General features: G+C 69.8%; 22 protein-coding genes. 17 read left to right on the top strand and 5 right to left on the bottom strand.

All coding sequences use genetic code 11. The features are described 5' to 3' along the window. Positions 1 to 77: 77 nt before the first annotated feature. Together AC5RUW_RS11670 and AC5RUW_RS11665 are read left to right on the top strand one after the other, a co-directional pair. A complete protein-coding gene (locus AC5RUW_RS11670; protein ID WP_494160878.1) occupies positions 78 to 4,043 on the top strand; it encodes an AAA family ATPase in 3,966 nt (1,321 codons plus the stop codon). Next, the gene (locus tag AC5RUW_RS11665; protein WP_494160877.1) at positions 4,012 to 4,377 is read left to right on the top strand and encodes a hypothetical protein; all 366 of its coding nucleotides are present in this window, start codon (positions 4,012 to 4,014) and stop codon (positions 4,375 to 4,377) included. The genes AC5RUW_RS11670 and AC5RUW_RS11665 overlap by 32 nt, the downstream gene beginning before the upstream one ends. A gap of 48 nt (positions 4,378 to 4,425) precedes the next feature. On the opposite strand, the gene cpaB is transcribed toward AC5RUW_RS11665, so the two are convergent. The 3 genes from cpaB to AC5RUW_RS11650 all read right to left on the bottom strand — a co-directional run bounded on the left by cpaB (position 4,426) and on the right by AC5RUW_RS11650 (position 6,244). Next, positions 4,426 to 5,142: a Flp pilus assembly protein CpaB gene (gene cpaB / locus AC5RUW_RS11660; RefSeq protein ID WP_494160876.1), complete on the bottom strand. Its 717-nt coding sequence runs from the start codon at positions 5,140 to 5,142 to the stop codon at positions 4,426 to 4,428. Between the two features lie 97 nt (positions 5,143 to 5,239). Beyond that, positions 5,240 to 5,563, bottom strand: a complete 324-nt coding sequence (locus AC5RUW_RS11655; RefSeq protein ID WP_494160875.1) for an FmdB family zinc ribbon protein — start codon at positions 5,561 to 5,563, stop codon at positions 5,240 to 5,242. An 81-nt stretch (positions 5,564 to 5,644) separates the two neighbouring features. Beyond that, complete coding sequence (locus AC5RUW_RS11650; protein WP_494160874.1) at positions 5,645 to 6,244, bottom strand: 5-formyltetrahydrofolate cyclo-ligase; 600 nt, start codon at positions 6,242 to 6,244, stop codon at positions 5,645 to 5,647. Between the two features lie 69 nt (positions 6,245 to 6,313). On the opposite strand from AC5RUW_RS11650, the gene galU reads away from it, so the two are divergent. The 11 genes from galU (at position 6,314) to AC5RUW_RS11595 (ending at position 16,467) form a co-directional block, all read left to right on the top strand. Next, the gene (galU, locus tag AC5RUW_RS11645; RefSeq protein ID WP_494160873.1) at positions 6,314 to 7,213 is read left to right on the top strand and encodes a UTP--glucose-1-phosphate uridylyltransferase GalU; all 900 of its coding nucleotides are present in this window, start codon (positions 6,314 to 6,316) and stop codon (positions 7,211 to 7,213) included. A 4-nt stretch (positions 7,214 to 7,217) separates the two neighbouring features. After that, positions 7,218 to 7,844 (top strand): GNAT family N-acetyltransferase, encoded by a 627-nt coding sequence (locus tag AC5RUW_RS11640; protein WP_494160872.1) that lies wholly within the window; start codon positions 7,218 to 7,220, stop codon positions 7,842 to 7,844. Between the two features lie 274 nt (positions 7,845 to 8,118). Beyond that, complete coding sequence (locus tag AC5RUW_RS11635) at positions 8,119 to 8,844, top strand: hypothetical protein (protein ID WP_494160871.1); 726 nt, start codon at positions 8,119 to 8,121, stop codon at positions 8,842 to 8,844. A 19-nt stretch (positions 8,845 to 8,863) separates the two neighbouring features. Then, the gene (locus tag AC5RUW_RS11630; RefSeq protein WP_494160870.1) at positions 8,864 to 10,060 is read left to right on the top strand and encodes a phosphotransferase; all 1,197 of its coding nucleotides are present in this window, start codon (positions 8,864 to 8,866) and stop codon (positions 10,058 to 10,060) included. A 27-nt stretch (positions 10,061 to 10,087) separates the two neighbouring features. Further along, complete coding sequence (locus AC5RUW_RS11625) at positions 10,088 to 11,005, top strand: N-acetylglucosamine kinase (protein WP_494160869.1); 918 nt, start codon at positions 10,088 to 10,090, stop codon at positions 11,003 to 11,005. Further along, positions 11,002 to 11,451 (top strand): NUDIX hydrolase, encoded by a 450-nt coding sequence (locus AC5RUW_RS11620; protein ID WP_494160868.1) that lies wholly within the window; start codon positions 11,002 to 11,004, stop codon positions 11,449 to 11,451. Before AC5RUW_RS11625 ends, AC5RUW_RS11620 begins: the two co-directional genes overlap by 4 nt. Before the next feature lie 151 nt (positions 11,452 to 11,602). Further along, on the top strand, positions 11,603 to 12,724 hold the full coding sequence (locus tag AC5RUW_RS11615; protein WP_494161059.1) for an ABC transporter ATP-binding protein: 1,122 nt from the start codon (positions 11,603 to 11,605) through the stop codon (positions 12,722 to 12,724). 1 nt (position 12,725) lies between these two features. Continuing rightward, complete coding sequence (locus tag AC5RUW_RS11610) at positions 12,726 to 13,409, top strand: ABC transporter permease (RefSeq protein WP_494005543.1); 684 nt, start codon at positions 12,726 to 12,728, stop codon at positions 13,407 to 13,409. Further along, on the top strand, positions 13,409 to 14,146 hold the full coding sequence (locus tag AC5RUW_RS11605) for an ABC transporter permease (protein WP_494160867.1): 738 nt from the start codon (positions 13,409 to 13,411) through the stop codon (positions 14,144 to 14,146). Before AC5RUW_RS11610 ends, AC5RUW_RS11605 begins: the two co-directional genes overlap by 1 nt. Then, positions 14,143 to 15,123, top strand: a complete 981-nt coding sequence (locus AC5RUW_RS11600) for an ABC transporter substrate-binding protein (RefSeq protein ID WP_494160866.1) — start codon at positions 14,143 to 14,145, stop codon at positions 15,121 to 15,123. Before AC5RUW_RS11605 ends, AC5RUW_RS11600 begins: the two co-directional genes overlap by 4 nt. A 126-nt stretch (positions 15,124 to 15,249) precedes the next feature. Next, positions 15,250 to 16,467 (top strand): pyridoxal phosphate-dependent aminotransferase, encoded by a 1,218-nt coding sequence (locus AC5RUW_RS11595; RefSeq protein WP_494160865.1) that lies wholly within the window; start codon positions 15,250 to 15,252, stop codon positions 16,465 to 16,467. 114 nt (positions 16,468 to 16,581) lie between these two features. Here the strand turns inward: AC5RUW_RS11595 and AC5RUW_RS11590 are convergent, their stop codons facing one another. Together AC5RUW_RS11590 and xseA are read right to left on the bottom strand one after the other, a co-directional pair. Continuing rightward, positions 16,582 to 16,806: an exodeoxyribonuclease VII small subunit gene (locus tag AC5RUW_RS11590; RefSeq protein ID WP_494160864.1), complete on the bottom strand. Its 225-nt coding sequence runs from the start codon at positions 16,804 to 16,806 to the stop codon at positions 16,582 to 16,584. A gap of 29 nt (positions 16,807 to 16,835) precedes the next feature. Beyond that, on the bottom strand, positions 16,836 to 18,104 hold the full coding sequence (gene xseA / locus AC5RUW_RS11585) for an exodeoxyribonuclease VII large subunit (RefSeq protein ID WP_494160863.1): 1,269 nt from the start codon (positions 18,102 to 18,104) through the stop codon (positions 16,836 to 16,838). Between the two features lie 261 nt (positions 18,105 to 18,365). On the opposite strand from xseA, the gene AC5RUW_RS11580 reads away from it, so the two are divergent. The 4 genes from AC5RUW_RS11580 to AC5RUW_RS11565 all read left to right on the top strand — a co-directional run bounded on the left by AC5RUW_RS11580 (position 18,366) and on the right by AC5RUW_RS11565 (position 25,048). Then, positions 18,366 to 19,184 carry a hypothetical protein gene (locus tag AC5RUW_RS11580; RefSeq protein ID WP_494160862.1) on the top strand — a complete coding sequence of 273 codons (819 nt, stop codon included), beginning with the start codon at positions 18,366 to 18,368 and terminating at the stop codon, positions 19,182 to 19,184. A gap of 81 nt (positions 19,185 to 19,265) precedes the next feature. Further along, positions 19,266 to 20,348, top strand: coding sequence for a 4-hydroxy-3-methylbut-2-enyl diphosphate reductase (locus AC5RUW_RS11575; RefSeq protein ID WP_494160861.1), 1,083 nt, complete (start codon positions 19,266 to 19,268; stop codon positions 20,346 to 20,348). Between the two features lie 101 nt (positions 20,349 to 20,449). Continuing rightward, positions 20,450 to 21,535, top strand: coding sequence for a redox-regulated ATPase YchF (gene ychF / locus AC5RUW_RS11570; RefSeq protein WP_494160860.1), 1,086 nt, complete (start codon positions 20,450 to 20,452; stop codon positions 21,533 to 21,535). Between the two features lie 384 nt (positions 21,536 to 21,919). Next, positions 21,920 to 25,048, top strand: coding sequence for a DEAD/DEAH box helicase (locus AC5RUW_RS11565; RefSeq protein WP_494160859.1), 3,129 nt, complete (start codon positions 21,920 to 21,922; stop codon positions 25,046 to 25,048). Positions 25,049 to 25,163 lie beyond the last annotated feature (115 nt).

The raw sequence follows: 25,163 nt of genomic DNA, 5'->3' as shown, positions 1-25,163 counted from the left end.
CTGCGGGGGACGGCCGATCCGGCCGCCCCCCGCGTTGCTTCCCCGCCCAGGCCAGGGGAAGCGATAGCGTTAAACCCATGCCAATCTGGTCGAGATCGTCGCGCGCAAGTGCAGAAAAGAGGGCAGGAGTGCCTGAGGAGAACACCGGGGACGCTGCGTCTGACTTCCTGCTGCCCTGGCTGGCACAGCTGGGACACCCCAGCGGACCGGACACCCTGCTGCGGTTCGTGCCCTCGCCCAGCAACAGCATCGACCTGACCCACGCACACCCGTCGGGGCTGGCGCAGCTGCTCGCCGGCCGGCGGACCCGCCTCTCGACCCTGCTGCGCGACCCGGAACAGTACCGGGCCGCGATGCGCGCCGCCCGGCTGCTGCGCGCGAAGATCTACGAGCTCGGCACCGACCGGGGCATCGACGTCGGCTACATGGCCGCCGGAACGGCCTCCTGGCGCTACGCCGCCGACGACGCGCTCCGGCCCGAATCGCTGACCGCCCCGGTGCTGCTGACCCCCGTCTCCCTGACCGTGCACGCCTCCCAGGACGACTACGAGTTCCAGCTGACCGGCAAGGCCATGCTCAACCCGGCCTTCGTCCGCCACCTCCACCGTGAGCAGGGCCTTGACATCGACGCCGGCAACTTGGCCCGGCTGGCCTACAGCACCGCACGGTTCGATCCGCATCCGGTGCTCGAGCGGCTGCGCACCCTGACCGAGGGCGTGCGGAGCATCAACATTGAACACAAGCTGCTGGTCTCCACCTTCGCCGACCTCGCGGACCCGGCCGACGACCCCGCCCTGAACCCCGCCCATCCCGTGCTCCGGGCGCTGATCGATACCGCCACCGGGTCCGCCGGCGAGCCCGCCCAGGCCCGCGTGCCCGACCTGCCGCCGCTGGATGAACGCGATCCGGCCGATGAGCTGCTGATCCTCGACGCCGACCCGGCCCAGCAGGAGGTCCTGGACCTGGTGGCCGACGGGCAGTCTCTCGTGGTCTCCGCCCCGCCCGGAACCGGGCAGACCCAGACCGCGCTGAACGCCGTCGCCCGGCTGGTGGCCGACGGCAAATCCGTGCTCCTCGTCGCCGAACGCCGCGGCACGCTGAACCAGTTCGTCCAGCAGCTGGACTCCCTGCAGCTGGGTTCCCTGGTGCTGCAGCTCGGCGGCGGGCTCAGCGAGGAGCAGCTGAAAGACCAGCTGGTGCGCGCCGTCGTTCGCAACGAGAAGGCCACGGAACCGAACCTGGCCAGCCTGCACAAGGTGCTCACCGAAAACCGCCACCAGCTGCGCGACCACGTCAAGTCGCTGCACAACGTGCGCCGCCGCTGGGGCTGCTCCCCGTACCAGGCCATGCAGTCCCTTGCGGAGCTGACCAGCATGAACCCCGCTCCGGCGACCACCGTGCGCCTGAAGCGCAGCGTCCTGGACAGCATCACCGACCGCACCGAACTCACCGGTCGGCTGCGCCGGGCCGCCGAGCTGGGCAGCTTCAGCCGGGCAGCCACCACCAGCCCCTGGTTCGGCGCGAAGCTGCTCAACCGCAAGGAGACCGAGGAGGCGCACCGCCTGGCGCTCTCCCTCGCCGAGGAGCTGCCGCAGCTGCGAGCCAAGGTGCAGGAGGTGGCCGGGCATTCGCAGATCCGCCTCGGCGAGACGTTCGCGCAGTGGGGCGAGCAGCTGGAACTGCTGGTCGCCGTGCGTGAAAGCCTGGACAAGTTCACCGCCGACATCTTCGACCGCCCCGTCACCGACCTGATCTCGGCGACGGCCTCCTCATCCTGGCGCCGGGAACACGGCGTCGACATGACCTCGATGACCCGCTCGCGGCTGCGCCGGGTGGCCAAGGAGTACATCCGCCCCGGCGTCCACATTTCCGACCTGCACGCCTCACTGGTCCAGGTCCAGCAGCAGCGCGCCACCTGGGCCCGCTACGCGACCACCCAGCGGCATCCCTCGGTGCCCACCGGACTGGCGGACCTGAACGCCGACTACCGCCGCATTAAGACCGAGCTGGACCAGCTGACCGGAATTCTCTCCGGCACCCCGGACCGGCCCGACCTCGCCGGCCTGCCCCTCGACGACCTGGAGAAGCGCCTGACCGCCCTCTCGGACGACCGGCAGACGCTTGAAACCCTGCCGGAGCGGACCCTGCTGCTCGATGAGATGCGGGCCCAGGGGCTCGGCGAACTGCTCGATGACCTCGAGGCCCGGGAAGTGCCGGCACGGCAGGTCGGCTATGAGCTGGAACTGGCCTGGTGGCAGTCCGCGCTCGAGGCCATGATCAGCGGAGACGACTACCTCGCCATGTCCGACGGCGACAGCCTGCGCCGGCTTGAGGCCGAGTACCGGCTGGCGGACAACGCCCACATCGCCTCCGGCGCCGGACGCCTGCGCTGGGACCTGGCCCGCCGCTGGCAGGACGCCCTGGAAGCCGACCCGTCCGCCGCCGGCGAGCTCCGCCGGATGCTCAAGGAAGGGCCGCTGACGCTCTCCGGGCTGGCCGCACTGCCGGAGGCGCTGGTGTCCTCGCTCATTCCGGTCTGGGCGATCAGCCCGCACCTGGTGCCGCGCGTGGTTCCGGCCGACCGGACCTTCGACGCCGTCATCGTCCTTGACGCCGAGTCCACCAGCCTGCCGGCCGCAGTCCCCGCCCTGGCCCGGGCGGAACAGGTGGTCGCCTTCGGCGACGGCGAGCTCGGCGCCCCGGTTCCCTTCACCATCGGGGTGGACAGCCCCCAGCCCGGCCCCGGCAGCGACGACACCAGCGTCTTCGAGGCCCTCGCCGGGGTGCTGCCGGTGCGCCGGCTCACCACCGTCTACCGGGCCGTGGACCGCGCCCTGGTGGAAATGATCGGCGGCGAGTTCTACGGCGGGCGGCTGAGCATGATTCCGCGCGGCAGCGAAGTCACCGCAGGCGACCGCGGCGTCGTCGTGGAGTACCTGCCCGACGGTACCGGCATGCCCAGCGCCGACCATGAGGGTGTCGAATCCGTTGCCGCCGAGGTGAACCGCGTGGTTGACCTGGTCTTCGACCACGTGCGGCGCCGCCCGCACCAGTCGCTGGCCGTCATCACCGCCACTCCGCGGCATGCGGCCCGGGTTGCCGAAGCGATCCGGCTGCAGATGGCGAACTTCCCGTGGTCCTCCTCGTTCTTCTCCCCGGGCCCGGAGTCCTTCCGGGTGGTACCCGTGGAACGGGCGGCAGGCATGGTCCGTGACTGCGTCATCTTCTCGCTGGGATTCGGGCGCACCCCGCACGGCAGGGCCCTGCACAGCTTCGGTCCGCTGTCCGCGCCGAACGGCCGCGGCCTGTTCGTCACCGCGATGAGCCGGGCGCGGAACCGCCTGCACGTGCTCACCTGCTTCCGCCCGGAGGACCTGGACCGCAGCCGGCTCGGCTTCGGTGCCCTCGACTTCTACGAGCTGATCAGCCGCGAACTCGACCGCCCCGAAGGGATCAGGCCCGAGCCGCCCACCGGGCGCAGCCGCATCACCGAGGACGACCCGCTCGTGGCGGACCTGGTCGAGCGGCTGCGCGTCCGTGGAGCGAGCGTCTGGGATCACTACGGTGAAATCGACATCGTGGCCACGACGGACCAGGCGGGGGAGGACGCCGTTCCGCTCGCCATCGAGTCCGACGGCACCGACCGCTACCGCCGGATGACCGTGCGCGAGCGCAGCCGCCTGCGGCCGCAGATGCTGGAGCGCCAGGGCTGGCGTTACCTGCCGCTGTGGACCATTGAAGTGTTCTCCGATCCGGCGGCCTGCGCCGACCTCGTGGGCAGCTACCTGGGCCTCGGTCCGGCTCCGGACGCAGCCGGCCTTCAGGCCGCGCCTTCCACGGCAGGCCAGCCCGCGGCGGATGCGGGCGCCTCCGCCAACGGTGCGGCCGCGCCGGGCGCTGGAACTGCGGGCGGTTTCGTATCCGTTGTTCCCCATGGCAGCACCCGGTTCCGTGTACGCGGAACCAGGGATACGGGGGAGACGGCGGCCGCGGACCAGCAGGAAGAGGAACATGACGGACAGCAGGCAGCAGGCTCCAAGTAACGGCCGCTCCGGCGGCGCCCCGGCACGGCAGCAGCCGGCCGGGGAGGCCGCGCCGGAGAACGCAGTGCTCGAGAATGCAGTGCCCGAAAACGCGGAGCACAAGAATCCAGTTCCTGAGAACGTTGCGGCGCCGGACCTGTCCGATCAGGGCGCGGCGCCCGCGGCGGTGCGGCGCCGCCGCGGACATCGACGCGTCAGCACCGGCGGTGCGGCGGCGTCGCCCGGCGCCGCGTTCAACCTCAAGGCAACCGAAGACGAGCCGGCCGCATGGGGCGACAAGGGCGAGGACCGGGAATCCTGGCTCAAGGCCCAGCGCCCGCCGCACTGGGGCTGAACGCGGGCACCGGGAACAGGGCCTGCCCTCCGTTTGTGGCGTCATGGCCTACCCGCCTCCCGTGAGCACCAGGGACAGGCCGCCCTCCCGGGAAGCCGAGGAGAGCTCAGCGGCCTGAGGCCCCGGAACAGCGAGCACCACCAGGCCTTCGTCAGCTTCGCTCCAGGGACCCCCGGGCAGGCCCGCAGAAGACCCTTCCGCCCCGCCGGTCCACAGAACGGGCAGCCCCCGCCCGATGGTCCGGGCCCCGGGCTCGGCGTCGAAGCCCGGTTCCCCGCTCACCACCACGTCCACCAGCTCCCCGGGATGCAGCAGTCGGACAGCGGCGGGGTCGTCCGGCCGAACCGTGACGGCTGCCGTGCCCGGCGGTGAACCCTGAAGGAGGCCGGGACCCAGCAGCACGGTTTCAGACAGGGGCATTCCGGCGGGAAGAGGATGGGCCAGCCGCCGCCCCGTGACGGAGGCGGGATCGGTGACGGCACCGGGCGGGACGGCTTCGGCCGGGATCCGCAGGGAATCAAGCTGGGCCGGCTCGAGCAGGCTGCCCGCCGCGAGGTCCTGGCGGGCGGTCACCACCGTGCTGTAGTCGTGGCCTGCAGGAACCAGGGACTGGACAGCTACGCCCGCAGCGAGGCAGAAAAACAGGGCAGCGGCGCGACGGCGGTTCCGCAGCAGGAACCGGTGCAGGCGCCCCCGCGGGGCCGTGCCGGAGACGGTACGCGAGGAGGGGCCGGCTGCAGGACGGGAGGAACCGAAAACAACCATGCCGCGAGCCTGTCGGGGCCCGCGGCATGGAGGAAGCGGCCGGTGATGGTCCGGGGACGGCGCCCCGGGCCGGGCTGCTTGTGGAGGAGCGGAGGTATCAGCTGCCGGAGGCGGAGGCCGCCGCGGGCGCAGGAGAGGACTTTGCTTCCGTGGAACCGGACCCTGACGAGGTGCCCGCCCCGGAGGATGCGCCGGCGGACGAAGCGGGGCTGTCCGATGTGGCAGCGGGGAGGGAGCTCTTGCCCTCGCGGGAATCCGTCCGGTAGAAACCGGAGCCCTTGAAGACCACACCCACGCTGTTGAACTTCTTGCGCAGGGTGCCGCCGCATTCGGGGCACTCGGTCAGGGAGCTGTCGGAGAACGACTGCTGGATGTCAAAGGCGTGGCCGCAGTCCTTGCAGGCGTATGCGTAGGTAGGCACTGTTTTCCTCCTGGATGCGAATCAGGACGTCCCTCGGGCCGCCGCCCTGCGGCACCCGCTGGCACTCGTGGGCTTCGAGTGCTAACTATACACCCGGCGCACGCCCAGTTCCCGCCAGCCCGACGGCGTCAGGGCCGCCGCAACCGGGGCATCCAACCCCGTGACCGGGAAGCTTCCGGGGGCAAGGACCTCGTGGTCGTAAAGCACTGTGGCCACCGGAACAGCCGGAGGCAGGGACGCCAGGAATCTGTCGTAGTAGCCGCCGCCCTTTCCGAGCCGCCCGCCGGCGGTGTCCACGGCCAGGCCCGGGGTGAGCACCGCCGCCAGCGGCAGCCGGTCTGCGGACACGCCGGGCGCCTTCGGCTCAGCAACGGCGGCGTACCGGCTTCGCCCGATCGGTGTATCCGGCCGCCACCGGGCCCAGCTCAGCCGGTAGCCGGGCTCACAGATCGGCAGGACGACGCGGCGTCCGCCGGCATGCAGGGCCTGCAGCAGCGGCAGCGTGGGCGGCTCCGATCCCACGGACAGGTACGCGGCGACCGTTCCGCCTTCCGGAACGAGTTCAGCGATGGCCGCCGCCCCGCCGTCGGCCAGCGCCCGGCCGGCGGCTGCCCTTTCGTCGGCGCTCAGGGCACGACGTCGGAGCAGCAGTTCGGCGCGGACCTGATCCTTGGAGTGCATGGGCCTATTCTGCCCCGCCGGACAAGGTTTTTTGGTCCAATCCAAGGGATTCTATGTACGCTTACGCTCATGACTTCTCGACCTGTGAACAAAGCCGTCATCCCGGTAGCCGGTCTGGGCACCCGCTTCCTGCCCGCCACGAAGGCCATGCCCAAGGAGATGCTGCCGGTGGTTGACAAGCCGGCCATCCAGTACGTGGTCGAGGAGGCCGTCAACTCCGGGATGCCGGACATCCTGATGATCACCGGCCGCAACAAGCGCTCCCTTGAGGACCACTTCGACCGGGTCCCGTTCATTGAGCAGACCCTCGAAGATAAGGGCGACACAGACAAGCTCGCCATGGTCCGTGCCTCCTCCGACCTGGGTGAAATCCACTACCTCCGCCAGGGCGATCCCAAGGGCCTGGGCCACGCGGTGCTGCGTGCGCGCCAGCACGTCGGCAACGAACCGTTCGCGGTGCTGCTCGGGGATGACCTGATCGACGCCCGCGAGGACCTGCTCGAGCAGATGGTGGCGGTGCAGGCCCGCACCGGCGGCTCCGTCATCGCCCTGATCGAGGTCGATCCGGAACAGATCAGCTCCTACGGCTGCGCGGACATCTCCGTGGTCGAAGGCGAGGACTACGTCCGCGTCAACAAGCTGGTGGAAAAGCCGGCAGCCGACGAGGCGCCGTCGAACCTCGCCGTCATCGGCCGCTACGTCCTGCACCCCGCCGTGTTCGACGTGCTGGAGGAGACCGGCCCGGGCCGCGGCGGCGAAATCCAGCTCACCGATGCGCTCCAGACGCTGGCCGCCGCCGAAGGGGAGGGCGCCGGAGTCTACGGCGTCGTCTTCCGCGGCCGTCGCTACGACACCGGCGACAAGCTCAGCTACCTCAAGGCCGTGGTCACGCTGGCCTCCGAGCGTGAGGACCTGGGCCCCGAGCTGCGCGAGTGGCTCAAGGACTTCACCGCCGACACCGAAGCCTAGCGCCGTGGGGTGGCCCGGCCTGCGGTCGCTGACGCTGGAGCACGGTGACGTGCTGCTGCGGCCGATCCGCTACCGCGACCGCTCCGAATGGACACAGCTGCGGGCACGCAACGCCGCCTGGCTGGGGCCGTGGGATGCCACGGACCCCCGGCCCGGCGGCGTTGCGCCCAGCTACGGGCAGATGGTCCAGGCACTGCGCGCGCAGGCCCGGGAGCACACGGGCCTGCCCCTGGTCATCACCGATCGCCAGGGCGGGCCCGGCGCGCGTCCGGCGCTCATCGGCCAGCTCAACGTCTCCTCGATCGTCTGGGGGTCGGCCCGCACGGCCACCCTGGGCTACTGGGTGGACCGGGACCGGGCCGGCCGCGGTATCGTCCCCACCGCCGTCGCCCTCGCCACCGACTACTGCTTCGGGGAGCTGGGCCTGCACCGGATGGAGATCAACATCCGGCCGGAAAACGCCCCCAGCCTGCGGGTGGTGCAGAAGCTGGGCTTCCGTGACGAGGGCCTGCGGCAGCGCTTCCTGCACATCGACGGCCGCTGGTGCGATCACCGCTCCTTCGCGCTCACCGCCGAGGAGGTCCCCAACGGCCTGCTGTCCCGCCTGCAGGCCGGATCCGGAGCGGGCTGAACGCGACACACCGCATCGAATGCGGACCCGGCCCCGGCTTAGCTCATACGGTCATAGTGTGGATTTTTCCCTGAACAGCTCCCTGGTCCTGGCGCTTGCCGTGGGCCTGTGGCTGCTCTGGGTGGCTCCCTACCTGCTCGGCGGCCGGTCATCTGCCTCCGGGAGTTCCGTCGACGGTGGACGCAGGCCTACGGCCCCCCGGCGCCCGGACGTTCACCATCGCACCGTCCCGCCTACTCAACCCGCACCGCCACGGTCCTCCCAGGGGAACACCATGAACCACGCCTCCGAACGCAGCGGACAGACCACCCGCCCCTCCAACGCCGCACCCGCGCTGCGCATCCGCTACGGCCGTCTGGCCCTGGCACTTGCCGGCCTCGCGGCACTCGTGGCGGTGCCGGTCACCGTTGTCCTCCTTGTGGCCGGGGCGGCGCCCTGGTGGTCTCCGGCGGCTGCAGTCGGGCTCCTGGCCGCCGACGTCGCGGCCCTGCGCCTGCTCGCGGTCCGGGACCGACGGCGTCGCGTGCAGCGGGCGTTCCGCTATGCCATGGCCGCCCAGCCGCCGGCCGCCCCCTCCGCGGCGCCGGAACCGTCCCCGAAGCCGGTTACCGAGCCGGCAGAGCCGTTCGACGCCGAGCTGCATGAAGAACCGCCGGCCCCCAGGCTGTCCGCCGAGGAGCTGCGGGCGGCAGCCCTCGCCGAAGCGGTCCGCTCCGGCACCCTGGCCCCGCGGCCGGCCGAAACACCCTGGCAGCCGGTCGAGCTGCCCCGTCCCACCTACGTCGACGCGCCTCGGGCCGACCGGCCGGAGCCGGCGCCGCTGAACCTGCCCGAGGAACCCCGCCCCACCACCCGAACCAGCCTGCGCGCGCCTGCAGCAGCCGGCGGTGCAGCAGATACCGCCTCTGCCGACCTGCCCGGCTCGGATAATCGGCAGGAGCCGTCGCCGATGACGGGCATCCTGAACCTCGACGACGTCCTCCAGCGCCGCCGCGCCTGACCCGGGCTCTGCGCGGCCCGTGGAGGAAACGTCCGCCTCAGGCCGCGAGGCCGCCCTGGTCGAGCTGCTGCAGGCACCGGAAATGGAGCCTGCGTTGGCGCAGCTGCTGCGCCCGCTGCGGCTGCGGCTCAAGGACTGGCGGCACCTGCGCACCCATCATCGGCCCCGTGCCGGTGCAAGCGCCGTCTACCGCCTGCAGGCGCAGGCCCGCGACGGGCAGCTGCTGTCCCTCCACGCCGTTGCCACCACCGCCGCCGCCGACGGGCCGGGAACCGTCACTGCGCGGGTGGCGGCCACGCAGCTGCGGCTGTGGCTGCATCCCCGTGACCCGCAGCTGCCGGACCTGCCATGGGCCACCAGCGCGGCGGCGGTGGGCCGGGACCTGTTCGACGGTGCCCTGCCGGTCCTGGAAACCCTTGCCTACCGGCCGCTGCGCCGGGCCGTGATCCGCGCCGCCGACGCCGACAGGGTCCGCTACCTCAAGGTGCTCCCGGCCGCGGCCGCGCTGAGGACCAGGCACGTGCTGCTGCAGGAAGCCGGGCTGCCCGTTCCGGCACTGGTCGAAGGAGGCCCGCCGGCCACCGTCGCCACTGACCAGGCACCCGGGAACCCAATGGTCCGCCCGCTGATCACGGGATCGGGCCTGGACCCGCTGCAGCTGCCGGCCCTGCTCGACCGGCTGCCCTCCGGTGTGCTGAAGCTGCGGGCGCGGCCGGCCTGGAGTGAGCGTGTGCTGGACTATGCGCGTGCCGCGTCGGTGGCCCTGCCCGAGGCGCAGGCCCGCATCCGCAACCTGGCGGAGGCCGCCGCGCGGCGGGCGGCAGCCTCCGACGCCGGGCCCGTCGTGCCGGTCCACGGAGACTTCCACCCCGGCAACCTCTTGATCCGGGACGGACAAATCACCGGCCTGCTTGACCTCGATGCCGTCGGGCCCGGACACCGGGTGGACGACCTTGCCTGCTTCTTGGGGCACGCCGCGGTCCTGGCCGCCGTGAACCCGCACCGCCCTGAGGCGGCGGCCGAAACCGCCCGTTTCCGGTCCGCGTTCGAAACCGTCGTCGACCCGGAGGCACTCGCGGCCCGCGCCGCCGCCGTCGCGCTCACCCTGGTGGCCGGAGCCCGCGGGCGGGCCTTCCGCCCCCGTGTCCGCGAAGCGGAACTGCGGCTGGCCGCCGCTGAGGCGCTGCTGCACCGGCGGCTGCCGGGGGAGCCCTGAGCCGCGGCCCCACGTAGGGTGGAACCCATGCACCAACCTCGCTTTGACGCCGCTGCCGAAGACGCCGTCGGCCTGGACATCGGCGGGAGCAAGACCCACGCCGTCCTCATCCGCGGCGGCCGGGTTGTCGCCCAGGCCGTCGCCGGCAGCGCCAACGTCCAGAACGTCACCGTCGCCGACGCCGAAGACGCCCTCGCCGACGTGTTCCGACAGCTGGAAGCACGCGGCGTGGCACGGGTGGTGGCAGGGGCCGGCGGCATCGACACCGAGGAGGACGCCGCCGCGCTGACCGCGCTGATCCGGCGCGCCGCGCCCGAAGCCCGGGTCGACGCCGTCCATGACACCCGGCTCATCCTCGCCGCCGGCCGGGCCTCCGCGGGCATCGCCGTCATTGCCGGCACTGGTTCCGCGGCATGGGGCGTGAACGCCGCTGGCGCCCAGGCCCGCAGCGGCGGCTGGGGATACCTGCTCGGAGATGAGGGAAGCGCCTACTGGACGGCCCGCGAGGCGGTCCGGCACACCCTGCACCGGCACGACCTGGGCCTGCCCGCCGACAGTCTTGGCGAAGCAATCCTTCAGGGCTGCGGGGCGCAGCGGCCCGAGCAGCTGATTGCGCTCTTCCACTCCGCGGCGGGCCGGCGCTGGTGGGCGGCACGTGCGCCCCTGGTGTTCGACGCCGCTGCGGCAGGCAGCACAGCCGCCGCCCGCATTGTCGAACGCGCGGCCTATGACCTCACCGAGCTGGCGGCCGACGTCGCCGGGGGGCTGGGGCTGCCCGGTCCCGTGGTGGTCGGTGGCGGGCTGGGGGTCCACCAACCGCTGCTGCAGGAGAAGCTGCGCAGCCGGATGGCCCGCCGCGGCCTGGAGCAGGTGCGTTTCCTGAACCGGGACCCCGTGCACGGGGTGCTGTTCCTCCTTGGCCTGGAATCGGAGGCCGCGGCATGAGCGGCGGCTTCGATGTCCGGGTGGGCGCCTACGCGGTCATCGTGCGCGACGGCCGCATCCTGCTGGCGCACTGGAACCAGGGCGGACACAGCGGCTGGACACTGCCCGGCGGCGGCCTGGAGCTGCTGGAGGACGCGCCCACCGCGGCCGTGCGGGAGGTCTTCGAGGAGACCGGCTACCACGTCCGGCTGGGCGGCCTGCTGGGCGTGGACAGCCACTTCATTCCGCCCGAGCGCCGGATGCACGGCACCCGGACACTGCACGGGCTGCGGGTCATCTACCGGGCCGAGATCGTCGGCGGCAGCCTCACGACGGAGGTGGACGGCACCACCGACGGGGCTGCCTGGTTCGACCTGGCCGATGTGCCCGCGCTGGACACCGTCAGCCTGGTCGACGTCGGGCTGCGGCTCCATGCCGCCGGCCCGGTCGGCCCGGTCGACCGTTGACCGGGCTGACCGGTGATCCAGGGCATGCGCTGGACGCGGTTTTGCCCGTGAAATACGTTAAACGCAGGCCGGGCACCGGCCTGCCCGCACGTCCCGCCACCGAGAGGGCCCTGCCATGACCGCACCGAGCCCCGCCGGGACCCCGGAGCCGATGATCCGGTTCCGCGGCGTCACCAAGACCTATTCCGGCTCCGCCGCTCCCGCCGTCGAGAACCTCACGCTGGACGTGCCCCGCGGCAGCATCACCGTCTTCGTCGGTCCGTCGGGCTGCGGCAAGACCACCTCGCTGCGCATGATCAACCGGATGGTCGAGCCCAGCAGCGGAACCATCACCGTGGACGGGCAGGACGTCACCGCCGTGCCGGCTGCCACCCTGCGCCGTTCCATGGGCTATGTCATGCAGTCCTCTGGCCTGCTGCCGCACCGCACGGTCCTGGACAACATCGGCACCGTGCCCCGCCTCAACGGCGCCTCCCGCGCCGCCGCCCGGCAGCGGGCCGCGGAGCTGCTCGCCACCGTGGGGCTCGACGCCGATCTGGGCCGCCGTTACCCCGCCCAGCTTTCCGGCGGCCAGCAGCAGCGGGTGGGCGTGGCACGGGCGCTCGCAGCCGACCCGCCGGTGCTGCTCATGGACGAACCGTTCAGCGCCGTGGACCCGGTGGTCCGCGCCGAACTGCAGGACGAGCTGCTGCGCCTGCAGCGGGAACTGGCCAAGACCATCGTGTTCGTCACCCACGACATCGACGAGGCCACCCTGCTCGGAGACCGCGTGGCGGTCTTTGCCGAGGGCGGCCGGCTGGCCCAGTACGCCCCGCCGGAGGAACTGCTGCGGGCCCCGCGCGATGAGTTCGTGGCGGCGTTCGTGGGCCGGGACCGCGGGTTCCGGCACCTGTCCTTCCAGGACGGCGGCGCCGTCCGGCTGCACGGGGTCCAGACCCTCGACCCCGCCCAGCTCGCCGACCCGCGGGTGGCGGTGCACGACGGCTGGGCCCTGGCGGTCGACGCCGACCGCCGTCCGCTGGGCTGGGTGCCTGCTGCGGCCCGCGGGCAGGTCACCGATCCGGAGCACCTGGTGCCCGGCGGATCCATCTACCCGGTGGGGGAGAGCCTGCGCCGGGCCCTCGACGCGGCCCTGTCCTCGCCGTCGGGTCTGGGCGTGGCCGTGGACCGGACGGGCGCCGTCGTCGGCTGCATCCGGCCCGCAGAGGTGCTGGAGCTGATCGAGCGGGCGCGGATGCGCCGCGGCCGGGCCCGGCACGGGACGGCGGTCTGACATGCAGTGGGCGCTGGAGAACTCCGACATGCTGCTGCGCCTGACCGGCCTGCACCTGTTCCAGGCCGTGGTGCCGCTGGTCCTGGGCGTGCTGATCGCGGTGCCCCTGGCCTGGCTCGCGCGCAGCCGCCGCAGCGTGGGCGGGGCGCTCATGGCCGGCTCGGCGATCATGTACACGGTGCCCTCGCTGGCGCTGTTCGTGCTGCTGCCGGTGCTGCTGGGCACGAAGATCCTGGACATCACCAACGTGATCGTTGCCCTGACCCTGTACGCGGTGGCGTTGCTGGTCCGCTCCACGGTCGACGCGCTGAACTCCGTGGACAACGACGTCCGGCAGGCCGCCACCGCCATGGGCTACCGGCCGCTGCGGCGCTTCCTGGCCGTGGACCTGCCGCTCTCGCTGCCGGTACTGATCGCGGGCCTGCGAGTCATCTCGGTCAGCAACATGTCGCTGGTCAGCGTCGGTTCGCTGCTGGGCATTGAAAGCCTGGGCCGGCTGTTCATGGACGGGCTGTTCCGCAGCTTCCCGACCGAGATCGCCGTCGGCATCGTGCTGATCCTGGCGCTGGCCCTGCTCCTGGACCTGCTGCTGGTCGGCCTGCAGCGGCTGCTCACCCCGTGGACGCGGCTGGGGCGGGCCGGCACCGCGACCCTGGCGGCCCGGGTGCGGGCGGGAGCGGCCTGATGGACTACTCAAGCAACAACGTCCTCGTGCAGATGGCCGAGTGGCTCACCGCCGCCGAGAACTGGAGCGGAGACCGCGGCATCCCGGCCCGGGTCGCCGAACACCTGGGCTACTCCGCGCTCGCCGTCCTGCTCGCCGCCGTCGTCGCGGTGCCGCTGGGACTGTACGTCGGACACACCGGCCGCGGGCGGGTGCTGATCATTTCCGGGGCCGGGCTGCTGCGCGCCCTGCCCACGCTCGGCCTGGTCTTCCTGTTCGTGCTGCTCTGGGGACTGGGCCTGATGCCGCCCGTCTGGGCGCTGGTGCTGCTTGCCGTCCCGCCGCTGCTGACCGGCGTCTACGCCGGGATCTCCTCAGTGGACCCCCGGCTGGTCGACGCCGCCCGGGCGATGGGCATGACGGAGCTGCAGATCCTGTTCCGGGTCGAACTGCCCAACGGGCTGCGCGTCATCATGGGCGGAGTGCGGGCGGCGGCCCTGCAGGTCACCGCCACGGTGGCCGTGGTGGCCTTCATCAGCCTCGGCGGCCTGGGCGTCTTCCTGGTCGAAGGAACCCAGCTGCGCGACAACGGCCGCCTCTTCGGCGGCGCCCTGCTGATCGCGGTGACCGCCGTCGCCGTCGACGCCGTGCTGGCCCTGGGCCAGCGCCTGACCATTTCACCCGGCCTGCGGACTCCACGCCGCACCCCGACCCCGTCCGCTACCCCCGCGGCCGGCTTCCAAGGAGGAAACCCATGAACAACCCCTTCCACCGGCGCGGCAGCCGCACCCGCCTGCGTGCCGGCCTCGGCGCCACCGGCGTGCTTACCGCCGCCGCGCTGGTCCTGTCCGGCTGCGGCGCCAACGACGACCCCCAGGCCGAGGAGACCACCACCTCCGCACCCGCGTCCGGCGAGCTGGTGGTCGGCTCCGCGGACTTCCCGGAAAGCCAGGTCATCGCGGAGATCTACGCCGGAGCCCTGAACAGCGCCGGGCTCACCGCGACCACCCGGCCCAACATCGGCTCCCGCGAGATCTACTACCGGGCGCTCGAGGACGGCTCGGTGCAGATCCTGCCCGAATACAGCGGCAACCTGCTGCTGTTCGCGGATCCGGAAGCCACCGCCGAATCCGCCGGCGAAATCATGGACGCACTGCCCGAGGCGCTGGAGCAGGAATCCCCGGATGCGAACATCGCCGTCCTGGAACCGGCCGAGGCCGAGAGCAAGGACGCCATGGTCGTCACCCAGGCGACGGCCGAGAAGTACGGGCTGGAGAGCATCGAGGACATGGCCGAGGTCTGCGACCAACTCACCATCGGCGCGCCCACCACCTTCCAGGAACGTGCCTACGGACTGCCCGGGCTGCTGGAGAAGTACGGGTGCGAGCCCGCAGGGTTCGAAGCGATCAACGACGGCGGCGGGGAGGCGACGCTGCAGGCGCTGCTGACCGACCGGATCCAGGTGGCCGACATCTACACCACCACCCCGTCGATCGAGGAGAACGGACTGGTGGTCCTTGAGGACCCGGAGAACAACTTCATCGCCCAGCAGGTGCTGCCGCTGGTGAACCTCGACGCGGTGAACGACCAGGCCCGCGAGGTGCTCAACAACGTGTCCTCCATGCTCACCACCGAGGACCTGATCGAGCTGAACCAGGCCGTCAGCGGCGACCGCAAGGAAGATCCGAAGACCGCCGCCGAGCGCTGGCTGAAGGAAAAAGGCCTGATGGAGTAGGGGCACCCTTCCATCGCCTGCGGGCCGGGCCGGGCCACGGTGCGGCCCGGCCAGCCGGCCCGGCGGACGCCGTAACCGCGTCCGCCGGGCTGGGGCTTTCGGAAAGCGCTGTGGCATCCTAAGGAAATGGCAGAATTCAAGCAGTCCCAGAAGCTCCACAACGTGCTGTATGACATCCGTGGACCGCTGCTGGACGCGGCCCAGCAGATGGAGGCTGCCGGCCACCGCATCCTGAAGCTGAACATCGGCAACCCGGCGCCGTTCGGCTTCGAGGCGCCCGAGGCGATCCTCGTGGACATGATGCGCCACCTGCCCAAGGCCCAGGGCTACAGCGATTCCCGCGGCATCTTCTCCGCCCGCACCGCCGTCGTGCAGTACTACCAAAGCCGGGGCATCCAGAACATCGACGTCGACGACGTCTACCTCGGCAACGGCGTCAGCGAACTGATCACCATGTCCATGCAGGCGCTGCTGGACAACGGCGACGAGATCCTCGTCCCCGCCCCGGACTACCCGCTGTGGACCGCGTCCGTGTCCCTGGCCGGCGGCACCGCCGTGCACTACCTCTGCGACGAGGACAACCACTGGTGGCCGGACCTCGAGGACATGGCCTCGAAGATCACCGACCGCACCAAGGGCATCGTCCTGATCAACCCGAACAACCCCACCGGTGCGGTGTACCCGGAGAGCGTTCTGCGCCGGATCGTGGACCTGGCCCGGGAACGGGACCTGATCATCTTCGCCGACGAGATCTACGAAAAGATCCTCTACGACGAGGCCGTGCACGTGAACGCCGCCGCCATCACCGGCGACGACGTGCTGTGCCTGACCTTCAGCGGCCTGTCCAAGGCCTACCGGATCGCCGGCTACCGCTCCGGCTGGATGGCCATTTCCGGGCCCAAGCGCCAGGCCGCGAACTACATCGAAGGGATCAACCTGCTGGCGAACATGCGCCTGTGCGCGAACGTGCCGGCGCAGCACGCCATCCAGACCGCGCTCGGCGGCTACCAGAGCATCAACGACCTGATCCTGCCCGGCGGGCGGCTGCGGGCGCAGCGGGACATGGCGCACAAGCTGCTTAACGACATTCCGGGCGTCAGCTGCGAGCTGGCCCAGGGCGCGCTCTACCTGTTCCCGAAGCTGGATCCGGAGGTCTATCCGATCAAGGACGACGAGCAGTTCGCGCTCGAGCTGCTCCGCCAGCAGAAGATCCTCGTTTCGGTGGGCACGGCGTTCAACTGGATCCGTCCGGACCACTTCCGCATGGTGACCCTGCCGAACGTGGAGGACATCGAAGAGGCGATCGGCCGCCTGGCCGAGTTCCTCTCCACCTACAAGCCCTGACGCCAGGAATTCTGCACGCAGACGGCGGCGGCACCCTTCGGGGCGCCGCCGCCGTCTGCGTGTGTGCAGGCTGCGGGCGAGCCGGCGCCGCCGGGGGAACCGCGCGGGGTGTGGCTACTCGGCGGTGCGCTCGCGGGCGGCGTCGAGCCGGCGCCGCGCACCCTCCAGCCAGGCCTCGCAGCGGTTGGCGAGCTGCTCGCCGCGCTCCCAGAGGGCCAGGGACTCCTCGAGGCTGGCTCCGCCGGTTTCCAGGCGGGTGACCACGGTGACGAGCTCGTCGCGGGCCTGCTCGTAGCTCATGGCTTCGATGTCGGCGGGCAGGGCGGGGGTTTCATTCATGGTGGGATCCTGTCGTGACGGGTGGAATATCAGTTGCCGCGGGCGACGGCGCCGAACTCGCCCTCGGCCACGCGGATGCGAAGCTCGGCCTCGCCGGGCACGGCGTCCGCCTGCCGGACGACGCTGCCGTCAGCCAGCTGGACGACGGCGTAGCCGCGGTCGAGGGTTTTCTGCGGAGAGAGGGCCCGCACCTGGGCGCGCAGGTGGTTGATCCGGTCGGCGTCGCGCCGGATCTCCGCCGTCATGGCCGTGGTGGCCCGCCCGCGCAGCCGCTCGATGTCATCGGCCCGGCCCTGGATGGTGACGTGCGGAGAGGCCAGCACCGGGCGGGAACGGATGTGCTGCAGCCGTTCCCGTTCGCGGCCGACCATGACGTCGAGGATGCGCCGCATCTGCGCCCGGGCATGGCCGATCCGCTGCAGCTCCTCGCCGACGTCGGGCACCACGCGCTTGGCGGCGTCGGTGGGGGTGGAGGCGCGCAGGTCCGCCACGTAGTCCAGCAGCGGGCGGTCCGCCTCGTGGCCGATGGCGCTGACCACCGGGGTGGAGGCCGCCGAGACGGCGCGGACGAGCTCCTCGTTGCTGAACGGCAGCAGGTCCTCCAGCGAGCCGCCGCCGCGGGCGATGACGATGACGTCGACCTCGGCCATGGCGTCCAGCTCGGCCAGCGCCCGGCTCACCTCGGCGACGGCGCTGACGCCCTGCACCGCCACCTCTCGGACCTCGAAGGCGACCGCCGGCCAGCGCAGCGCGGCGTTGCGCATCACGTCCTTCATGGCATCGGAGTTGCGGCCGGTGATCAGCCCGATCCGGCCCGGCAGCAGCGGCAGCGGCAGCTTCCGGGAGTCGTCGAACAGGCCCTCGGCCGCCAGGGCCTGGCGGAGCCGTTCGATCCGGGCGAGCAGGTCGCCCAGGCCCACGGGGCGGATGTCGCGGGTCTGCATGGACAGGCGGCCGGTCTTCATCCAGAAGTCCGGCTTGATGCAGGCCACCACGCGGGCACCGCGTTCCAGGGGCAGCTCCAGCCGGTTCATCACCGTGCTCCACACGGTCAGCGACAGCGATACCTCGGCGTCGACGTCGCGCAGGGTGATGTAGCTGGCGTTGGCCCGCCGGTTCAGCTCAATGACCTGCCCTTCCACCCACGCCGCGGGGGCCCGGTCCAGGTAGGACTTGAGGTTGCGGGAGAGCAGGGCCAGCGGCCAGGGGTTGTCCGGCGACGTTTCCGCCGCCGTCGCGGGAAGGGTGGTCCGCTGCGGCGCTGCCGCGGCATCGACACCGATCTCCTCGTCGTACATGCGTCTGCTCCCTTGGTTCCGGCCTGCAGTTCCGGCCTGCGTCTCCCGCTCGGGCCCGATGCGCCGGTTCCGGCCCGATGCGCGGGTGTTCGGGCCCGGCGGCCCGGGGTGGGCCTCGTTAATGTCTACCAGCTGCCACCCCCGCCGGCGGCATCCTCCGCGCCCGTTGTGGAGGGGCACACACGGGCCGGCGCCGGCGTGCGGCAGACTGGGGAAGGTGCCGCCGGACCCGGCGGAAGAGCGACACAGATGGGAGTGTGGATGCGCGGGCTGCTTTCGGGGCTGCTGGTGCTGGCCTCGCTGGTGCTGGGAACCGCGGCGTTCTCCGCCGCATGGCTGGAGCGGAACGTCGTGGCGGCCGAAGGGTTCGCCGAGCTGGGTGAGCCGCTGGGCCGTGACCCCGGCTTCCAGGCTGAACTCCGCGAGGCGCTGGCTCAGCAGGCAGCGGACTCCGCGAACGTGCCGGGACCGCTGGCCGGGCTGGTGGCTCCGGCCGTGGAGCGGGTGCTGCAGGGGCTGCAGGAAGCGCCCGGCTACGGTGAGGCCTGGACGGGATCCTTGGCAGCCTCGCATCAGCGGACCTTCTCCGCCGACGACGCCGGCCCTGCCCCGGCGGTGCTGGACCTGTCCCCGCTCGCTCGGCTGGCGACGGAGCGGATCGGCGAGGACCTCGGCGTCCCGCTGCCGGAGCCCGGAGACGTGGTGGTCGACGTCGGCCCCGCCACGGACTGGCCGGCGCGCATCGCCGCGGTCGCCGGCACCTGGCCCGCGCTCGCCGTCGGCGCCGGCCTGGCCGCGCTGCTGGCCCTGGCGGTGGCCCGACGCCGCGGGGCGGCGCTGGCTTGGCTGGGGGCCGGCGTCGTGGTGGTAGGAGCGGTGCTTTGGTTTGCCGCCGGTGCGGTGCCGTCACTGGCCGCCGATCAGGCCGGGGCCAGCCCGGTGGCGTCCGCCTTCGCGGCGGGGCTGGCCGAGCAGGCCGCGGCGGCGGTGCATGGCTGGCTGATTCCGGCCCTGCTCGGCGGCGGCATCCTGCTGGTCCTCGGGCTGCTGGGCATGGCCCTGGCCCCGCGCCGCCGCTGAGCGCGGAAGGCGGTGCGCTCTGAGCGGAAGAACACATCCCCGTTCGACCTGCCCCCGCACCCAGCCGATAGCATAGGGACCATGACCAGCACAGCAGTCTCCGTGCCCATGCCCACCGTCCCGAGGCGCCGACGCAGCCCCGAGGACGTGGCTGCGGCTGCCTCCGTGGCCGGCCCCCGCCGGGTCCTGCTGGCAGCACCGCGCGGTTACTGCGCGGGCGTGGACCGGGCCGTGATCGCCGTCGAGAAGGCGCTGGAGGCCTACGGCCCGCCGGTGTACGTGCGCAAGCAGATCGTGCACAACCTCCACGTGGTGCAGACCTTGGAGGAGAAGGGCGCGATCTTCGTGGAGGAGACCGAGGAGGTGCCCGAGGGCGCCCTGGTGGTCTTTTCCGCGCACGGTGTCTCACCCGCCGTCGTGCAGTCCGCCGAGGACCGCGGGCTGCGCACCATCGACGCCACCTGCCCGCTGGTGACCAAGGTGCACCGCGAGGCCGTGCGCTTCGCCCGCGACGACTTCGACATCCTGCTGATCGGCCACGAGGGCCACGAGGAAGTCGAGGGTACCTACGGCGAGGCCCCCGAGCACATGCAGATCGTCAACGGGCCCGAAGACGTGGACAAGGTCACCGTGCGGGATCCGGAGAAGGTCATCTGGCTGTCGCAGACCACCCTGTCCGTGGACGAGACCATGCTGACGGTCAACAAGCTGCGCGAGCGCTTCCCGTCGCTGCAGGATCCGCCCAGCGATGACATCTGCTATGCGACCTCCAACAGGCAGACCGCGGTGAAGAAGATCGCCCCGCAGGCGGACCTGGTGATCGTGGTCGGCTCCTCCAACTCCTCCAACTCGGTGCGCCTGGTCGAGGTGGCCCTGGAGTACGGCGCCAAGGCCGCCTACCGGGTGGACTTCGCCAACCAGGTGGACGAGTCCTGGTTCGAGGGCGTTGCCACCGTGGGTGTCACCTCCGGTGCGTCCGTGCCGGAGAACCTGGTCCAGGACGTCATGCGCCTGCTCGCCGAGTACGGCTACGGCGACGTCGAGGAAGTGGTCACTGCGCAGGAGGACATCATGTTCTCGTTGCCCAAGGAACTGCGCGCCACGCTGAAGGCGATGGGGGACAACTCCCGCGGCCTGGGCGGCCGGCGCAGCAACGTCAGCTGAGCCCCTGAACCGAGGGCCCGACGGCGGCTCTCCGGCACCTGGCCGGCGGGCCGCCGTCGTGCTTTTAGGCTGTGGAGCCACCCCCGGTATCATTGGCTAACGTGGCTCTTACAATCGGCATCGTCGGCCTGCCCAACGTCGGCAAATCAACCCTGTTCAACGCGCTGACCCGCAACAACGTGCTCGCGGCGAACTATCCGTTCGCGACGATCGAGCCGAATGTCGGCGTCGTGTCGCTGCCGGATCCGCGGCTGGCCAAGCTGGCGGAGATCTTCGGCTCCGCACGCATCCTGCCGGCCACCGTGTCCTTCGTGGACATTGCCGGCATCGTGAAGGGCGCCTCCGAGGGGGAGGGGCTGGGCAACCAGTTCCTGGCCAACATCCGCGAGGCCGAGGCGATCGCCCAGGTCATCCGCGTCTTCGATGATCCCGACGTCGTTCATGTGGACGGCAAGGTCGATCCGCGCTCCGACATGGAGACCATCAACACCGAGCTGATCCTCGCCGACCTGCAGACGCTGGAGAAGGCCATTCCGCGCGTCGAGAAGGAAGTGAAGATCAAGAAGCGCGACGCCGCGCAGCTGGCCGCCATGCAGGCCGCGCAGGCCGTGCTGGAGCGCGGTGACACGATCTTCGCCTCGGTGGAGAAGGACAAGCTGGACATGGACCAGCTGCGCGAGCTGAGCCTGCTCACCGCCAAGCCGTTCATCTACGTGTTCAACGTCGATGACGCCGTGCTGGGCAACCCGGACCGCCAGGCCGAGCTGCGCGAACTGGTCGCTCCCGCCGACTGCATCTTCCTGGATGCCAAGCTCGAGGCCGACCTCGTGGAGCTGGACGAGGAGGAGGCCCGCGAGATGCTGGAGATGAACGGGCAGACCGAATCCGGCCTGGACCAGCTGGCCCGGGTCGGCTTCCACACCCTGGGCCTGCAGACCTACCTCACCGCCGGCCCCAAGGAAACCCGCGCCTGGACCATCCGCCAGGGCGCAACCGCCCCGGAGGCTGCCGGTGTGATCCACTCCGATTTCCAGCGCGGTTTCATCAAGGCCGAGGTCGTGTCCTTCGACGACCTGGTCGATGCCGGCTCCATGGCGGAGGCCAAGTCCCGCGGCAAGGTCCGGATAGAAGGCAAGGACTACGTGATGGTCGACGGCGACGTGGTGGAGTTCCGCTTCAACGTTTAGTTCAATCTCTTGATGCAGTGGAAATGCCGCCCTACGTGAAAACGTATTAGGGCGGCATTTCTTGTAGGTGGAGCGAGGGGTTTAGTGTCCAGCCCTCGTAGATTTTGTTCGTTACCGCCCTTGGGTCTTGAACGGATGGGCGACACAGGCGTCGGTTTAGTGCGTGAGACCGTCGATAAGTCTCCTGCAGTAATTTCCCGCTAGGGACTTGTCTTTTTGCCTATATAGACAGCCGCTGGGTATTTATCACAAATCGAAGGAGGCGAGCGGCGGAGCTTACGACGAGGGCGCGGCTGTCGATAAGTCTGCGTAGGCGACACTGCCGACACAGCCCTCTAAACGCGTAGCGGACGGTGGATTCGAGGAAGACAAAGGAGCTCCACAATGGCAGACCCGTTTAGGGTTGCGGACTATTTTTCGCAGGTTATCAAGCGCGGCCAGTTGGAAGCGGTGACCTTCAAGGACTCTTCCATATACGTGGCGGTGACTCGAGAGCAGCTCGCCGCAGGTTCCTTGAGCGTTGAGGATACCGCGACACTGTTCTCCCACCACAAGGAGGAAGTACACGGCCTCCGCCCTGCGCCGAAAGGTGCACCCAGCGCCGAGCAAACCGCTGCGACAGAGCCGCTCCAGGACGCGCCAATCTCTGTGGTGGTATCACTGGTTTCGCAGTCGGCCGAGAACGGGACAGCACAAAACGGCCTCCTGCTGTTAGAGGGAAAGTTGTTCCGAGATGGCCGGCTGGAGCCGGAACTCAAAACGGCGTCTTCTCCGTGGATACCGGCGGAACGCCTGGAATCCCCTTCGATTACCGGGGAAAAGCTAACGATTGGATCCCTGAGTGACTATTGGAAGTATGCACGTTCGGTGCTCGGAGCCGGCATCTCCCAGACAGTGTCCTTTGCTGATGCGATGAAGCTGGCGACACGGTTGTTTGAGGACGTCGCGGGGGACACCGTTGAGGAATTCGCAGCGAAGCATGGTCCGGGCGAAGGTGCGATCCAGTACGAGCTGTGCTATGTCCAGAACGCCGACCGGATTAATGCCGCGGGTTGGCTTCTGAAGGTCTACGACTTCCTCAGCAGGCAAAAGAAGATGCCTGCGCCGGTGGAGCGGCTGTCCAAGGGGTGGGGGAGCGGGAAGCTTCACGAGACAGAAATACATGCGGGTGAGGGGCTTTACGCGGCCGCACTGAACTCATGCGGGTCGATGAGCGACGGATTTCCACTGACGGATTCGCAGCGCCGTGCGGTGCATGCGTTCCTCGACGGGGCCGGCAGCGAGGTCACTGCCGTCAGCGGCCCGCCCGGCACTGGCAAGACGACGATGCTGCAGGCAGTCGTGGCTAACCTAATGACACGCCGTGCGCTGGAACAGGGGGCGCCGCCTGTCATCGTGGGTACGTCCACCAACAATCAGGCCGTCACCAACATCATCTCCTCGTTCGATTCCGTCACGAAGGCCGAGCCCGGTCCGCTGGACTTCCGTTGGTTGCCGCAGGAGGAGAACGGCCACGCCCGTGCCGGAAAATCGCTGCAGTCACTGGCGGTCTACTGCCCCCCGCAGAAGAAACTAACCGACGCGAAAAAGAAGTTCCTGGTCGAGCAAAAGGATAAGAGCCAGACGTACTCCGTTTACAGCAGCGACGCCTACGTTGCGGAGGCGAAAGATTGCTTCGCGATGAGCTTCCATGCCTATTTCGGCGAAATCACTGACATCCCCGAGTTGCCGCAGCTGATTCATAATGCGCTGATAAAGCTGGACGAGTATCGCATCAACCTGATCGAGACCATGTCGTCCCAGGGGCAGTCAGACGATTACGTCTCCCTGTGCAACGAGGTGGAGGCATCTCCTCTTCTCCGAGCGATCAGCCACGTGACGGAGTTGAAGTACTGCACCAGCCTGGAACAGCTCGATCAAAAGCTCGACGTGACCCTGCGGTATGCGGAGTTCTGGTTGGCTGTGCACTATTTCGAGGCGCAATGGCTCCTCGCCGACTTCATCAAACAAGACGACCGGCGGCAGACTAACAGGGGCGTCATGGAGCGCTACTGGCGGCAAGCTGCGGCCCTCACGCCTTGCTTCGTGATGACCATCTATCAGGTGCCAAAGTACTTCGAGCTCTATATGGGCCCAAGAGAGCCCAGCCATTTCGACGTCGGCCGCATTGACCTGCTCATCGTTGACGAGGCGGGCCAGGTGGATACCCCACTTGGCTTTCCGGTTTTCGCGCTGGCGAAACGTGCTCTTGTTGTAGGCGATGAGAAGCAGCTGGCACCGATATGGTCCATCGATGAACAGACGGACAGCGAAGTGGCGCAGGGTGCAGGCATTCCCCTGCAGGAGTGGTCAGAGGACCTGCGGGAACATGGTCTGACGTGCTCGGCAAAGTCAAGCCTGATGCGCGCGGCGAGCCACGCCTCGAGTTGGAACTATGGCACGGGGTCTCCGGGGCTGTTCCTCGCGGAGCATTTCCGGTGCCATCCGGACATCATCGGATTCTGCAACACTCTGCTGTACGACGGGATGCTGCAGGCTAAACGTCCTTCCAGCTCCTCGAAACTCGACGGTGAGTCCGTCGCTTTCCAGTGGACCGATGTGCCGGGATCGCATGATTCCCGGCACGGATCCAGCCGCAGGAACCAGAACGAGGCGGAGGCTATCGCCGCATGGATCGTGGAGAACTACGCGCATTACTTTGCTATTTACTCCTCCACGGAGCCCGACGCGAACAAGCGGGTAAGCGAGGATTCCGTGATCGCCGTCGTGACTCCGTTTAGCGCCCAGGCCCGGCTGATCACCGCGGAACTCAGGAAAGCAGCGAAGGCAGTGGACGCCTCGACTGGTCTGCCGGATAAGTTGTGGAAAAAAGTCACAGTGGGTACGGCGCACCGTCTGCAAGGGGCGGAGCGCCCCATTGTCCTCTTCTCTGCCGTGTACGGGCAGGACAGCGGGCAGGCTACGTTCATCGACCAGAACCCTGAGCTGATGAACGTGGCGGTCTCCCGTGCGAAAGACCTCTTTATCGTATTCGCCGCGGCGAACCGATGGAACAACGGAAAAGTGTTTGGCGTGATGTCGAGGTTCGCGCAGCGGCCCAATGCGGTCCCTGGCCTTCGTGAGGACCCCCTAATCAGCGTGGAGGAAGGATGGACCGCCTCGACTCCCACCACCCTCGTAGCCGGGCCCTCACAGACCGTGCGGCGGACCCGGGCGCTGGAGTCGCGTGCTGCCGCGGTGTCGTTGACTGTCGTTTTGAAGGGCTGGCGCGAGGCAGGCGAGCTTCGTGACGAGGACGCCGGCATGAAAACCTCAGCTCTCAACGCGCGGCTCAGTGAAGCAGGGGTCCTCATCGGTGAGCCAGGCGCATGGGAGCCATCGAAGCTCGCTCGCGCACTGGGTGTGGTGGTTGAACAGCGGCATAACGCCCGGGGTGAGCACTACGAGTCCATCGAGTACACGCCGCAAATGCAGGAGTTGTTGCTCGGGCTCTACCGCGAAGGGAAGCTCTGATCGTCGGCCGACCCGTCCGCTGTCCGGGCGTCCTATCAGGAGAGGGGGCCTGCGTATCGACCCCAAGGGGTCCGCAAGATTCTGGTGATGCCCTAGATGGCTCATTGCTCAAGGC

It is taken from the genome of Arthrobacter sp. Y3222053 (assembly GCF_059092805.1).
The sequence above is the reverse complement of the archived record's forward strand: the minus strand, read 5'-3'. Positions and strand labels throughout refer to the sequence as shown.